The 13667-nt window shown below is 70.7% G+C and carries 11 protein-coding genes; 1 reads left to right on the top strand and 10 read right to left on the bottom strand.

Features of this window, described 5'->3' with window-relative positions; all coding sequences use genetic code 11:
* Window positions 1–9: 9 nt before the first annotated feature.
* The 10 genes from brnQ to HW274_RS04770 form a co-directional block, all read right to left on the bottom strand.
* A complete protein-coding gene (gene brnQ / locus HW274_RS04815; protein ID WP_075255111.1) occupies window positions 10–1413 on the bottom strand; it encodes a branched-chain amino acid transport system II carrier protein in 1404 nt (467 codons plus the stop codon).
* A gap of 82 nt (window positions 1414–1495) precedes the next feature.
* Window positions 1496–2446: a diaminopimelate epimerase gene (locus HW274_RS04810; protein ID WP_185989337.1), complete on the bottom strand. Its 951-nt coding sequence runs from the start codon at window positions 2444–2446 to the stop codon at window positions 1496–1498.
* A gap of 10 nt (window positions 2447–2456) precedes the next feature.
* Window positions 2457–3452, bottom strand: coding sequence for a tRNA (adenosine(37)-N6)-dimethylallyltransferase MiaA (gene miaA / locus HW274_RS04805; RefSeq protein WP_185989336.1), 996 nt, complete (start codon window positions 3450–3452; stop codon window positions 2457–2459).
* 5 nt (window positions 3453–3457) lie between these two features.
* The gene (locus HW274_RS04800) at window positions 3458–4246 is read right to left on the bottom strand and encodes a YbjN domain-containing protein (RefSeq protein ID WP_185989335.1); all 789 of its coding nucleotides are present in this window, start codon (window positions 4244–4246) and stop codon (window positions 3458–3460) included.
* Complete coding sequence (locus HW274_RS04795) at window positions 4246–4716, bottom strand: YbjN domain-containing protein (protein ID WP_004565218.1); 471 nt, start codon at window positions 4714–4716, stop codon at window positions 4246–4248. Before HW274_RS04795 ends, HW274_RS04800 begins: the two co-directional genes overlap by 1 nt.
* A 198-nt stretch (window positions 4717–4914) precedes the next feature.
* The gene (gene gap, locus HW274_RS04790; protein WP_185989334.1) at window positions 4915–5919 is read right to left on the bottom strand and encodes a type I glyceraldehyde-3-phosphate dehydrogenase; all 1005 of its coding nucleotides are present in this window, start codon (window positions 5917–5919) and stop codon (window positions 4915–4917) included.
* 58 nt (window positions 5920–5977) lie between these two features.
* Window positions 5978–6598 (bottom strand): TetR/AcrR family transcriptional regulator, encoded by a 621-nt coding sequence (locus tag HW274_RS04785; RefSeq protein WP_185989333.1) that lies wholly within the window; start codon window positions 6596–6598, stop codon window positions 5978–5980.
* Window positions 6599–6740: 142 nt separating this feature from the next.
* Window positions 6741–8402, bottom strand: coding sequence for a tRNA (N6-isopentenyl adenosine(37)-C2)-methylthiotransferase MiaB (gene miaB / locus HW274_RS04780; RefSeq protein WP_185989332.1), 1662 nt, complete (start codon window positions 8400–8402; stop codon window positions 6741–6743).
* 112 nt (window positions 8403–8514) lie between these two features.
* The gene (locus HW274_RS04775) at window positions 8515–10014 is read right to left on the bottom strand and encodes an NAD(P)/FAD-dependent oxidoreductase (RefSeq protein ID WP_185989331.1); all 1500 of its coding nucleotides are present in this window, start codon (window positions 10012–10014) and stop codon (window positions 8515–8517) included.
* Window positions 10015–10114: 100 nt separating this feature from the next.
* Window positions 10115–11260 (bottom strand): ROK family transcriptional regulator, encoded by a 1146-nt coding sequence (locus HW274_RS04770; protein ID WP_185989330.1) that lies wholly within the window; start codon window positions 11258–11260, stop codon window positions 10115–10117.
* A gap of 191 nt (window positions 11261–11451) precedes the next feature.
* Between HW274_RS04770 and HW274_RS04765 the strand changes: the two genes are divergently transcribed.
* A complete protein-coding gene (locus HW274_RS04765; RefSeq protein WP_185989329.1) occupies window positions 11452–13632 on the top strand; it encodes an alpha-galactosidase in 2181 nt (726 codons plus the stop codon).
* Window positions 13633–13667: the final 35 nt, after the last annotated feature.

Here is a 13667-nt window from a genome sequence, read left to right as displayed (position 1 = left end):
CCGGACCGCTCACAGCTGCGAGGCCGCGGCGTGCTCGACGTCCTGCTGAGCACGGCTGGGAGGCTCCCCGGGGGCGGGCGTGAACCAGGCTCCGGAACGGATGTCCAGGACGATGCCGATCCCCAGGGCGAGGAGTGCCGGAGGGATCCATCCGGTGGAGTCGCTCCACAGCCCGGTTCTCGCCAGCAGCCTGCTGGGGCCATCCCAGCCGGCGGCGGTGATGGCGGGCACGGATCCGAGGATCCCGGCTGTGGTCACGCACCACCGGTAGGCGGCCTTGAGCCGTCCGGGTGCCACGGCGTCGACCAGGGTCACGGCGACCAGGGCGATGGCCAGGGGGTAGAGCAGAAACAGCAACGGTCCCGCGATCTTGAGGATGGCGCTCAGGCCCAGGTTGGCCAGGGTGAAGGAGACGATCGCGCAGGCGGCGAGCTGTCGGTTGAAGGAGACGGCCGGCCAGGCGGTGTAGGCGTAGCCGGCCCAGGAGGCCATCAGGCCCACGGCGGTGGTCAGGCAGGCCAGGATGACGATGGCGGCGAAGATGACGACGCCCGAGGTCCCCAGCGTGGAGGAGGCCGCGTTGCGCAGCAGCGCGGTGCCGTCCTTGGTGTCGACGGTGATCTGCCCGCGGGTACGCGTCCCCAGGACGGCCAGGCCGACGTACACCAGCCCCAGGAGCACGGCGGCGATACCACCGGACAGGACCGTGCCGCGCACCAGGGCGCGAGGGGAGGTCAGGCCGCGTTCGCGCAGGGAGGTGATGACGACGATGCCGAAGACGGTGGCCGCCAGGACGTCCATGGTGAGGTAGCCCTGAGTCAGCCCGTTGGTCAGGGGAGCGCTCGCGTAGGGCTCGATGGCCTCGCGCTCCACCCTGGGCGACATCACGATGGTGACCCCGCACAGCAGGGCCAGCAGGGCCAGCAGGGCAGGAGTGAGCCAGCGCCCGACGCGGTCGGCCAGGCGGCTCGGGCTGCGGGCGATGCTGAAGGACACCCCCATGAACACCGTCACGTGCACCAGCAGGGCCAGACGGGAGTCCTGAATCCCCAGCAGCTCGAGCACCGGGCGGGTCGCCAGCTCGTAGGCGACCGTGGTGACCCGGGCGATGGCGTAGAGCGGGCCGATCGCCAGATAGACCGCCAGAGGCATGACGGCACCGAATCGGGGTCCTACTCTGCGGGCCAGGCCCAGGATTCCCTCACCGGAGGTGGAGACGGCGACCACGGTGATGAGTGGCATGAGCACCCCGGTGGCGAGGAAACCCACCATGACCGGAATGAAGGATCTGCCCGAGGCGGCGCCCAGCAGGGGCGGGAAGATGAGGTTGCCCGCCCCGAAGAACAGGGCGAAGAGCATCAGGCCGGTCGGCAGGATGGTGCTGACGGCAGAGCGTGTGGATGGCTGGCTCATAGTGGTGGTCGGTTTCTCTTCTCGGATGTGGCGTCGGTGCGACGTCCGGGAGCAGTGCGGGTGGCGGTGGGTCTGAGGCACCTCAGACGACGGTGACCCGCCCGGTGATCGTGGCCGGGCCGGTCAGCAGCACGCTGCCGTCCTCGCCCAGGGGGTCGGCGCCCACGTGGACCCCGATCTCTCCGCCGGGGACGAGCAGCCGGTAGTCCTCGGGAGCGTCCGGACCGGTCCAGGCGTGCAGGGCGACGGCGACGGCGCAGCACCCCGCTCCGTAGGAGAGGGACTCCCCCACGCCGCGCTCCAGGACGCGCACGCGGGCAATACCCACCGATGACTGGGTGTCGGGGTCGGTCTCCTCCCCCAGCGGCACCACGAGTTCGAGATTGGTACCGACCTCGGGGGCGGGGTCGTAGGCGACCGGGGCCGCGGAGTCGGTGAGCCCAGCGAAGGCGGCCGCCTCGAGCTCGCCCTCCTCCCCCAGGGCGACGACGGTGTGGGGGCCGGAGATCTCCACGCTCAGGGCGGCCCGCTGTCCGGCCAGGCCGGGGACGTCGACGGCCGTGTCCCAGCCCTCGTCGTCGGCCTCCTCGGGGCTGGCCAGGCGGGCCGGCCCCATGTCCACGGTCCACAGCTCGCCCAGGCGGGTGATGGTGCGGGCCCCGCCGCGCGTGCCGATGGTGACCGACTCGCCGTCGGCGATGGGGCACAGCCCCTCACGGTCCAGGACGTGGGCGAACAGGCGTGCGGCGTTGCCGCACATCTCGGCCACGGATCCGTCGGCGCGGTAGTAGTCCATGAACCACTCGGCCTCGGGCACGGAGGCGGCGAAGGCCCCGGCTCCGGGCAAGGCGGTGGTCCGCACGACGCGTACGAAGCCATCGGCGCCGATGCCGCTGTGGCGGTCGCAGACCGCGGCGATGTCGGCGCCGCTGATGGCGACCTCGCAGCCGGGGTCGACCAGCATGAGGAAGTCGTTGAGGGTCGCGTGGCCCTTGATGAGCTCACGACCGCGAAGACCTGTCGAGTGCGGCATGGCCCCTAGCCTAAGCGACGCCGCGACGCGCGCAGACGAGCTCCCATGCCTGCCGGGTAAGCCGGGAGCGCTCGGAGTCAGTGCACTGCCCGGCCTCGGTGAGGGCAACGTCGATCCAGTGCAGCCGTGGGTCACGCCGGAACCACTTGATCTGGCGGGAGGCGAGCTGGCGGGTGGCCAGGGCGGTGGAGTCGACCGCCTCGGGCACGCTCATGGTCCCGTCGATGACCGCGAGCGCCTGGGCGTAGCCGATGGCGCGCGGGGCGGTCTCCCCCTCCCGGATGCCCTGGTCGATGAGGGCTTCCACTTCCTCGACCAGGCCGCCGTCGAACATGGCGCGGGCCCGCTCGTTGATGCGCTTATCCAGGAGCCGGCGCTCGCAGCGCAGGGCGATGTGGACGGTGGGGGCGATGTCCTCGTAGCGGGGCAGGGAAGCGGAGAAGGGACGGCCTGTGATCTCGATGACCTCCAGGGCTCGCACGATCCTGCGGGTGTTGGAGGTCTCGACGCGCTCGGCGGCGGCCGGGTCGAGGCGGGCCAGCTCGGCGTGGAGGGCGGCGGTTCCCTCCTGCTCGGCGCGCTCGCTCAGGCGGGTGCGCACGGCCGGGTCGGTGCCGGGGAAGTCGAGGTCGTCGGTCAGGGCCCGCACGTACAGGCCGGAGCCTCCGGCGATGATCGGCAGGTGGCCCCGTGACTCGACGGCGTCGATGTCTCCGCGGGCATTGCGCTGGAAGGCCGCGACGGACGCCCGGTCCCTGACGGTGAGGATGTCGATCTGGTGGTGGGGGACGCGGGCCCGCTCGGCGGGGCTGGGTTTGGCGGTGCCGATGTCCATGCCGCGGTAGAGCAGGGAGGCGTCGGCGTTGATGATCTCGGCGCGGGTTTCCGGCTCGTCGGTCTGTATCTTCTCGGCGAGGTCGAGGGCCAGGGCCGACTTGCCGGTGGCCGTGGGGCCTACGATGACGAGTCTGGGCAGACGGGGGGCGCTCGGGGACGCTGGGCTCATAGGGCTCAGATCTCCGGCAGGAGGGGGCCCACGAGGCTGAGGGCCTGGGTGCATGCGGACAGCGCCGTGTCCAGGTGGAGGCGCAGCTGGGCGTCGGTGGCCCCGGCGGACAGGTCGGTGAGATAGGTGGCGCGCACCAGCGGACCGATGGGGGTGTCGATGACGCCGACGGTGGGGAAGAACTTGTCCCGGTTCCAGTCGTTGACGCTGGCGGCGATCTCGTCCCTCTGGGAGGCGGGGGCGGCCTCCTCCCAGTCCCCGGAGACCAGGAGCCAGCCCTCGTGCCCCTCGGGAATCTCGATGACGAAGGGGAAGGAGTCCCAGGTGCCCAGGAGGCAGGGGTGCTCGCGGTCCTCGGTCAGCTGGACGTTGTACTCCATGGGGCCGGTGAGCATGGACTCGATCCGGGCCAGGGTCAGTGCCTGGGGCTCCTCGTCGGCCGGCTCCAGGTCCGAGGAGCGGTCGGCGCCCGGTCCTTCCGCTGCAGGTTCCTCCTCCGACCGGCCTGATGTACTCGACCAGCTGCGTGAGGCGTCAAGGGTCTGCGCCGAGGCGGTTGTCCTGGCCGGCTCCGATGGACCGCTGGAGTCGGCCGGAGTGGTTGAGTCGGCTGATTCCCCTGAGGCTGAAGGTTCCACGTGACCTGTGACGTACGGCGACATGGTCGGGGGCTCGTCGGGTCGGCTCTGGGGCTCGACCGGCCCGCTGCTGCGCCGGCGGTCCAGCGCCCGCACATCCCACTCCTTGCCCAGGAGGCGTGCGATGAAGTCGGTGAGGCGTTGCAGTCTGGGCATCACGGCTCCAGGCTTCCGCGCAGCTCGTCGGGGAACTGCTCCTCGGCCTCGTGCATGAGGGCGACGATGAGCCGGCAGCCGCCGAAGACGAAGTCCTCGAGCTGTCGGTCCGTCATTCCCGCCTCGAGGGGGTAGGTGTACTCGCCGTGAAGACGCACGACTCCGCCGTCGGCGACGGTGAGGTAGGCCTTGGGGCCGATGCGGGTGGTGTTCCAGTCCTCGACCAGGGCGCGCAGCTGGGTCAGGTGCTCGGTGTCGGCGATGCGGTGCCAGATCCCGCGCATCTGGACGGCCCTGGTGTCCTGAAAGATGGCGTGGACGGTGACATAGCGCCAGGGGATGCCGATGTCGCCCTCGTCGTCGATGAAGTAGCGCAGTCCCAGTCGTTTGACGCACTCGTGGATACGGTCGACGTCCACGGGCCTGGGGACCGTGGCGGCGGCAGCAGAGCTGGCGTCGAAGCTGGGCATGCTTCCCAGCCTAGCGGGGCCTGCGGGCTGCTCCCCAGCGCAGCCCGGCCCGCTCCACCGTCAGCGCAAAACAGACAGGATTCTCAGACGGCCCCCGTCCCTTTTCCCATCGTTCGCCGTCGGATGCGGAGGATGCGGGCTGTGCGACCGGAATCGGCACTGAGCCCGCACCGCACCGCATCCAAGGCGCAGCACGAGTCAGAGCTGTTCACCAATCCTCTGGGAGAACTCCACGAGGCGGTTGGAGAAGCCCCACTCGTTGTCGTACCACCCGAAGACCTTGACCTGACCGTCGATCACCTCGGTAAGAGGCGCATCGAAGATCGAGGAGTGCGGGTTGCCAACGATGTCGTGGGAGACGATCGGCGCCTGGGAGTACTGCAGGTATCCGGCCAGCGGTCCGTGATCGGCAGCCTCACGGAAGGCCGCGTTGACGTCCTCGACCGTTACCGGGCGGGAGGTGACCACGGTGAGGTCGGTGATCGAGCCGACCGGGACCGGAACCCTCAAGGAAGCACCGGTCAGACGCCCGTCGAGCTCGGGGATGACCAGACCGATGGCCCGGGCGGCCCCTGAGGAGGTGGGAACGATGGAGGCGGCGGCAGCGCGCGCCCGACGCAGGTCCTTGTGAGGCGCGTCGTGAAGCCGCTGGTCCCCGGTGTAGGCGTGGATCGTCGTCATGAGACCGCTCTCGATCCCGAAGGCGTCGTGGAGGACCCTGGCAAGCGGGGCCAGGGAGTTGGTGGTGCACGATCCGTTGGAGAACACGTCGGCGGCGGAAACATCCAGCTGGCCGTCGTTGACCCCCAGGACGAAGGTGGGGACGTCGCCCTTGGCGGGTGCGGAGACGATGACCTTCTTGGCGCCTCCCTTGAGGTGCTGGGCGGCCTTATCCCGGTCAACGAAGAATCCGGTGGACTCGATGACGACGTCGACCCCGACCTCACCCCAGGGGATCTTGGCCGGGTCCGGCTCGGAGAAGACCTTGATGGTCCGCCCTGCGACTTCAAGATCCTCGCCGTCGGTGGCAACGCCGTCGAGGTGCCCGGCCACTGAGTCCCACTCCAAGAGCGTGGCCAGCGTGCCTGCGTCGGTCAGGTCGTTGACGGCAACGACCTCGACGTCCGCTGCGCCGGCCAGCGCAGCACGCAGGTAGGTGCGTCCGATACGTCCGAAGCCGTTGATACCGATACGAATAGTCATGATCCTTCTCCTTCGGTGAATGGTGGCGCCGGCGGACACCGACGCCGACTTGTCAGGATCAGGAGGAGGCGGACCCGTCGCCGCCAGGGGCCGCGCCGGCGGTCCCGGCCGCTACGCGGAGCAGCTCGAGAGCACCTTGACAGGCCGCGTCATACGGGGCCCTGTCCTGCTCGGCCATGGCCAGGACGTAACCGCCCTGAACAACGGCAACCATCGTGCGAGCCAGGTGGTCCGGCTCAAGGTCTGCCGGCAGATGCCCCTGCGACCTGGCCATGCCAATGACAGCGGCCAGCATCTCGCGAAGCCGGGCGAAGGCCTCGGCGACCGGCTGACGAAGACCGTCATCAGCCACTACCGCCTTGTCCTGGGCCATCCGACCGACTCGGCAGCCTTTGAGTGGATCACGCGGGAGGGTGAGGTAGGCGGTGAGGATCTCGAGCGGGTCCTCAAGGTCCTGGAGCACGGCCTTCCAGGAATCCAGCTGGACCTGGCAGTTGTGATTCAGGGCTGCCAGCCCGAGATCCCGCTTGGTCGGGAAGTAGTGATACATGCTCCCCTGACCGACGCCGGAGAGCTCGCGAACCGCTCGCGGGCTCGTGGCGCTGTAACCACGCTCCCACATCAGCTCTGCCATCGCCTCAACCAGCTTCTCTCTCGAGTCCACGCCAGAACTGTACATACCTCACCATGACATACCCCCGGGAGGCACGGCGGCCGCCCGAGTCTGCTCCCTCCTGAAACTGACACCAGAACTGTACATACCTCTAGGTACAGAACACAAGGGCACTCATTCACTGAAGAGAGCCTCACGTGGGATTCAGTCAGACCGGCGCGCCCACGCGCAGGGTGGGCAGACCCAGGCTCACCGGGGCGGTGTCGGGCTCGGGAGTGGCGCAGGCCTCGGCCTGGCGGCGCTCCCAGGCGTCTCCGGCGCGGGTGCGTCGCACCTGGAACAGGGCGGGGCCGCCGTCGAGCCAGAGGCGGTCGCCGGGCTTGAGGGCCTCGTTGGCGGCCGAGGCGAGCGGGTCCAGCTCGCGTCCGCAGCGGGCAGAGTCGGCGATGAGGTTGTGGGGGGCGCCGTGGGTAACGCGCACGGTAACCATGTCGCCGGGGCGCGGAGCCCCGCCGGCGTAGTCGTCTTCGGCCAGGCCCTCGGGCAGGGCGACGTGGACGAGGCGGTTGTCGGCGGCGCGCCCGGAGATGCGGGCGGTGACCGAGTCGCGGCGCCCCTCGCCCTCGGCGACAAGCACCTCCACGACGCGTCCCTCCTGGCGCTCGTTCTCCTCGTGGGCGATGCGGCGCACGAGCGCGTCGAGCCGCCGGTAGCGGTCCTTGACGACCTCGGTGGGAACCTGGTCGTCGCGGTCGGCGGCGGGGGTTCCCGGGCGTGGGGAGTACTCGAAGGTGTAGGCCGAGGCGAAGCGGGCCTGCTCGACGACGTCGAGGGTGGCCTGGAAGTCCTCCTCGGTCTCGCCGGGGAAGCCGACGATGATGTCGGTGGTGATGGCGGCCTGGGGCATGACGGCGCGGACCTTATCCAGGATGCCCAGGAAGCGCTGGGTGCGGTAGGAGCGGCGCATGGCGCGCAGCACCCGGTCCGATCCGGACTGCAGGGGCATGTGCAGGCTGGGCATGATGGCCTCGGTGGTGGCCATGGCCTCGATAACGTCGTCGGTGAAGGCGGCGGGGTGGGGGCTGGTGAAGCGCACGCGCTCGATGCCCTCGACTGCGCCGGTCGCTCGCAGCAGCTTGGCGAAGGCGCCGCGGTCCCCGAAGCCGACCCCGTAGGAGTTGACGTTCTGCCCCAGGAGGGTCACCTCGATGGCGCCCTGCGCGGCGACGGCCTCGACCTCGGCCAGGACGTCGCCGGGGCGGCGGTCGCGCTGCTTGCCGCGCAGGGAGGGCACGATGCAGAAGGTGCAGGTGTTGTTGCAGCCCACGGCGATGGAGACCCAGGCGGCATAGGAGGACTCGCGGCGGGTGGGCAGGGTGGAGGGGAAGACCTTGAGGGACTCCTCGAGCTCGACGGCGGCCGCGGAGTTGTGCCGGGCGCGCTCGAGCAGGGCGGGCAGGACGTCGAGGTTGTGGGTGCCGAAGACGACGTCGACCCAGGGGGCCCGCTCGACGATCCCCTCCCCCATCTGCTGGGCCAGGCAGCCGGCCACGGCGATCTGCATGCCGGGGCGCTCGCGCTTGACGGCGGCGAGCTGGCCCAGGTTGCCGAAGAGCCGGGTGGCGGCGTTCTCACGCACCGAGCAGGTGTTGATGATGACGACATCGGCCCCGCCGTCACCGGCGTCGGTGGCGCGGGCGGCGGCCTCGGGCACGTCCTCGACGCGCAGGTAGCCGGCTCTCTCCAGCAGTCCCGCCATGTGCTCGGAGTCGTGGACGTTCATCTGGCAGCCGAGCGTGCGCACATGGTAGGTGCGCGGCAGGCCGCCTCGGGCGTCGAGAACGGGGGCGGAGGTGGTCAGCGTGGTCATCGCCGAGCAGTGTAGGTGGCGGCGGGGCCCCGCCCCAGCCCTGGCGCGGCGTCGTGACCAGATGCACGCCGGGGCGGGCCCTCGGCTCTCCCAGTGACGGGCAGAACCAGTCTCAGGACTTCTTGCGCGAAGCCATCTTGGCGTCGTTGCGTGCGGCCTGGGCGAAGGCCGCCCCGGGAGCCGCCACGGAGCCGAAGGAGGCCAGGTCTCGGCGGAAGACGACGGCGGCCAGCCAGTCCATCATGATGCGCACCTTCCGGTTGAAGGTCGGCATGGCGTAGACGTGGTAGCCGCGGTGAGCGGTCCAGGCGGTGAAGCCGCGCAGGTTCTGACCCATGATGCGGGCCACGCCCTTGCCGATCCCCAGGGAGGCCACGGTGCCGAGGTTCTCGTGGGCGTAGACCGCCAGCGACTGCTCCCCCTGACCGGTCAGGGTCGCCACGAGGTTGTCAGCCAGGATCGCGGCCTGACGCACGGCGTGCTGCGCGGTGGGGGCGCAGGTGGCCTGCGGGTCCTCACTGGTGAGGTCGGGAACCGCGGCGCAGTCGCCGGCCGCCCAGGCACCGGGGACGACGACGCCGTCACGCGCCACCTGGAGCGTGGGCAGCGTGGTGACGCGGCCGCGCGCCTCGACGGGCAGGTCGGACTCACCCAGGACGGGAGCGGCCTTGACGCCGGCGGTCCACACGATGGTGTCGGCGTCGAACTCGGTGCCATCGGACAGGACGACGTGCCCGTCGACGCAGGAGCTCAGGAAGGTGTTGAGGCGCACGTCGATGCCGCGCTCGCGCAGCTGCTCCAGGCCGTAGCCGGAGAGCTCCTCGGTCAGCTCGGGCAGGATGCGGCGCGATCCCTCCACGAGGATGAAGCGCACGTCCTCCTGCTCCACGGAGTCGACGGTGGACACCAGGGCTCGGGCCATGTCCTCCAGCTCGGCGATGGCCTCGACCCCGGCGAAGCCCCCGCCGACGAAGACGAAGGTGAGCAGCCGGCGTCGACGCTCGGCGTCCCAGGTGGAGGCGGCGTCCTCAATGCGCGACAGGACGCGGTTGCGCAGGGCCAGAGCCTCCTCGACCTGCTTGAAGCCGAGGGCCTGCTCGGCCAGGCCCGGGATCGGCAGGGTGCGGGCCTCGGCCCCCAGGGCCAGGACCAGATGGTCATAGCCGATCTGGTAGGGGGTGCCCTCCTCGTGGGTGGAGCCCGGGACCGGCGGCGCGATGGTCACGGTGCGCGAGGCGTGGTCGATGCCGGCGACGGAGCCGGTGAGGATGGTGCACCCGGCCAGTGAGCGCCGGTGGGAGGCGATAACGTGGCGCGGCTGAATGGATCCGGCGGCGACCTCGGGCAGGAAGGGCTGGTAGGTCATGTAGGGGCGCGGGTCGATGATGGCGATCTCGACCTGGTCGGTGCCCAGGCGGGCCCGCAGGGCACGGGCGGTGCAGAAGCCGACGTACCCTCCGCCGGCAATGACGACGCGGGGCGGACGGGTCCTACCCTCGGAGGCGGAGGCGGCGGAGACGCTGGGGCGGGTCGGACGGGCGGCCAGGGCGAGCGCGGCCCCGGCGGCGAGAAGACCTGCGGTGGACAGCGCGATGGTGGTGCGGCGGATCATGCGCACAATCTAAGGGGGCCCTTAGTTCGACACCACGTTGGGACCTTGTTCCTTGACATGGTTCCTGTCACAGTGCGCACGCCCGGCCAAGAGCCGCCTTTCACCGGCCACCTGCGACCACCGTCCACTGATCCAGGGCCAGAGCAGCCGCCCCTCGCGCCCACTCGTCGAACTCGAAGGGACGCAGCAGGACGGGCACGGGCGCCGCCGCCCAGTGCCGCAGGCCGCCCACCTCCTCATCAAAGATCTCGCGGTAGGTCTCCACCACGGCGACCCCCTCCCCGGAGACGACGACGAGCTCGGGGTCGACGTAGGCGATGAGAGTCCCCACGACCCTTCCGATCGCCAGCACCGCGCGCCGTAGCACGTCGTCAACGCCGTTGTTGCGGCGACGCATGTCGGGACTCAGGAGCAGATCGAGGCTCAGTTCGCCGACCTCACACCCCAGGCGCTCGGCGGCCGCCCGCAGGATCCCGGGGGTCGCGGCGAGGGCCCGAGCGCACCCGGGGTGCCCGATCTCGCAGCTGGGCCCCGAGGGATCCACCGGCAGGTGCCCGACGCTGCCGGCCGCCCCCTGCGCACCGGAGACGACCTCACCGTCCACCACGACCCCGCAGCCGATCCCGGCGCCGAGAGTGACCATGGCGAAGGGGTCCTTCCCGCGGCCGGCCCCGAACCATGCCTCGGCATAGGCGAAGGCGCGCACGTCATTGGCCGCGACGCAGGGCAGCCCGGTGGCCTCGGTGACCATGGCGGCCAGAGGTACGTTGCGCCATCCCAGGAAGCTGGCCACCACCACAGTCCGTCTCTCGACGACGGCCGCCCCCAGGGAGATTCCGATGGCGTCGGGCCGTCGCCCGCCGCGCTCGGCCAGCTGCGCCACCACCGAGGCGATGAGGGCGGTCACGGAGCCGGCATCGGTGTCGGTCAACGGCCGTGCGTCACTGATGAGGACCTCGCCCAGCGGGTCGGTCAGGACGGCGTAGAGGCGGTCATCTGTGAGCTTGATGCCCGCAACGGTGACACTGCTCGGGACGACGGCCAGCAGGCGGGTGGGTCGTCCCGGCCCGGCCACCTCCACCGGCGGCTGCTCCTCGATGAGCCCCGCCTCGATGAGGGGACGCACCGTGCGTGTCGTCGTCGCCGCGGACAGCCCTAGGCGCTCGGCGAGGTCGCCGCGACTCATGGGGCCGGCGGAGATCAGGGCGAGCAGCGCCCTGGCGCCGAGGCTGCGTCCACCACCCATCGTCGACTCCCACTCCCATCGTCGTCAGCTACCACTGGGGCCGCACGGCCTGTGACCTGGGACGACGTTCACCGCCATCCACGTCGTACCGACACTGTAGAGCAAACCCTTGCAAAATCTAGCATCGTCAATTATTTTCACCTTACAAGGAATCGCTCCCGGTTCCTCCCCCCTCCCCTGGAAGGACGATGATGACCCTCCATCTGCGATGCGCCGACACCTCCGTGGTCCTCGACCTGCCCGACGACCGTTTCCCAGTGGTGCGCCACTGGGGCCCTGACCTGGGTGACGTCAGCGGTGACGACCTGTCCGACGTGGCCCTGGCCGCGCAAACGTCCTTGGGCACCAACACCGCCTGGATCACCAACGACCTGCCGATCCTGCCCCTGGCCCACCTGGGCTGGAACTCACGTCCCGCTGTGGCGCTCTCACGCACCGACGGCTCGGCCTTCTCGCCCCACCCCACCGCCTTCACCCACGAGGAGAGCTCCGAGGACACCCCGGCCGGGACCGCCCTCGTTGTGCGCTCCAGCGGAACCGACACCGTCCACGCGCTGACCCTGGGCACTGAGCTGCGCCTGGAGGCCTGCGGCCTGGTACGTCTACGCGCCTGGGTACGCAATGACCGCCCCGAGTCCGACGGTGAGCAGGGAGCCGACCTCGTCGTCGGCGAGCTCACGCCGGTACTGCCGCTGCCCGACAGCGCCGACGAGCTGCTGGACACCACCGGACACCATGTCCAGGAGCGTCGGCTCGTGCGCACCCCCTTCACCCCGGGTACTCGCCTTCGCGAGTCCTGGGAGGGACGCCCGGGGCACGACGCCGTCACCTGGCTGGCAGCCGGCCCCACCGGCTTCGGATGGCGCAGCGGGCGCGTCCACGGCGTTCACGCGGCATGGTCCGGCAACGTCCGCCACCTGGCGATGAACCCGGCCTCGGGCCGCAAGCTCCTGGGAGCCGGAGAGCTGCTCCTGCCGGGCGAGGTCTCGCTGGCCCCGGGGCAGACCTACACCTCTCCGTGGACGGTCTTCTCCTGGGGCGAGGGCCTGGACGCCCTGGCCCACCGCAGCCACGCCTGGCTGCGCTCACGCCCGTCCCACCCCACCCGCCCCCGCCCGGTGCTGCTCAACACCTGGGAGGCTGTCTACTTCGACCACGACCTGGACAAGCTCAAGGCCCTGGCCGACGCCGCCGCCCAGGTCGGTATCGAACGCTACGTCCTGGACGACGGCTGGTTCGGATCCCGCCGCGACGACACCTCAGGACTGGGCGACTGGCAGGTCTCCCCCGAGGCCTGGCCGAACGGCCTGGAGCCACTCGTGGAGCACGTCCACGCCCTGGGCATGGAGTTCGGCCTGTGGTTCGAGCCGGAGATGGTCAACGTCGACTCCGAGCTGGCCCGCACCCACCCTGAGTGGATCCTGTCCGACGGCGCCGGTGGAGCGCCCGAGCACCGCCACCAGCGGGTCCTGGACCTGTCCGCCCCCGGCGCCTGGGACTACCTGTTCGACGCCATCTCCACCCTCGTGGAGCGCCTTGGCATCGCCTACCTCAAGTGGGACCACAACTCCCCTCTGCTGGCCACGGGGCATGAGGTCTCCGACCCCACCGCGGGGCGCCAGGGGGCGGCCGCCGTCCACGACCAGACCCTGGCCGTCTACCGCCTCCTGGACGCGCTCCATGAGCGCTTCCCCTCCCTGGAGATCGAGTCCTGCGCCGGCGGCGGCGGCCGCATCGATCTGGGGATCATGGAGCGCACTCAGCGGGTGTGGGCCTCGGACTGCATCGATGCCCATGACCGCCAGAACATCCAGCGCGGCACCACGCTGCTGCTTCCTCCCGAGATGGTGGGCACCCACGTCGGCTCGGGACGGGCCCACACCACCTTGCGCGACCTCGATCTCGACTTCAGGGCCGGTACCGCCCTGTGGGGCCATATGGGTGTGGAGTGGGACCTCACCGAGGCCGACGACGCCACCCGCGAGCGCCTGGCCTCCATCATCGCGCTGCACAAGGAGCTGCGCGGCCTGCTGCACTCGGGGGTGACGGTCCATGCGGACCTGCCCGACGACGACGTGCTGCGCATTGAGGGGGTCGTCGCCCCCGATGGCTCCGACGCCCTGTTCGAGATCGCCTCGCTGGGCCAGCTCCTGGCCTGGCCCACGGCGCCGCGCCCTCTGCCCGGCCTGGACCCCTCACGCCGCTACCACGTGCGCCTGGCGGCGCCGGTCTACCCCGAGCTGCGTCTGGCGGCGGGCTGGATGGCCCAGGGCGTCACCCTGCCGGGCTCCTACCTGACCACCACGGGGCTGGCGCTGCCGGTGCTGCACCCCGACCACCTCGTCCTGCTGCACGTGAGCGCCGTCGACTGAGGACTCGGCGCCCCTCCGAGTCGCCGGTCCGTCCT

It is taken from the genome of Actinomyces sp. oral taxon 169, assembly GCF_013394715.1.
GTDB lineage: Bacteria > Actinomycetota > Actinomycetes > Actinomycetales > Actinomycetaceae > Actinomyces.
The sequence above is the reverse complement of the archived record's forward strand: the minus strand, read 5'-3'. Positions and strand labels throughout refer to the sequence as shown.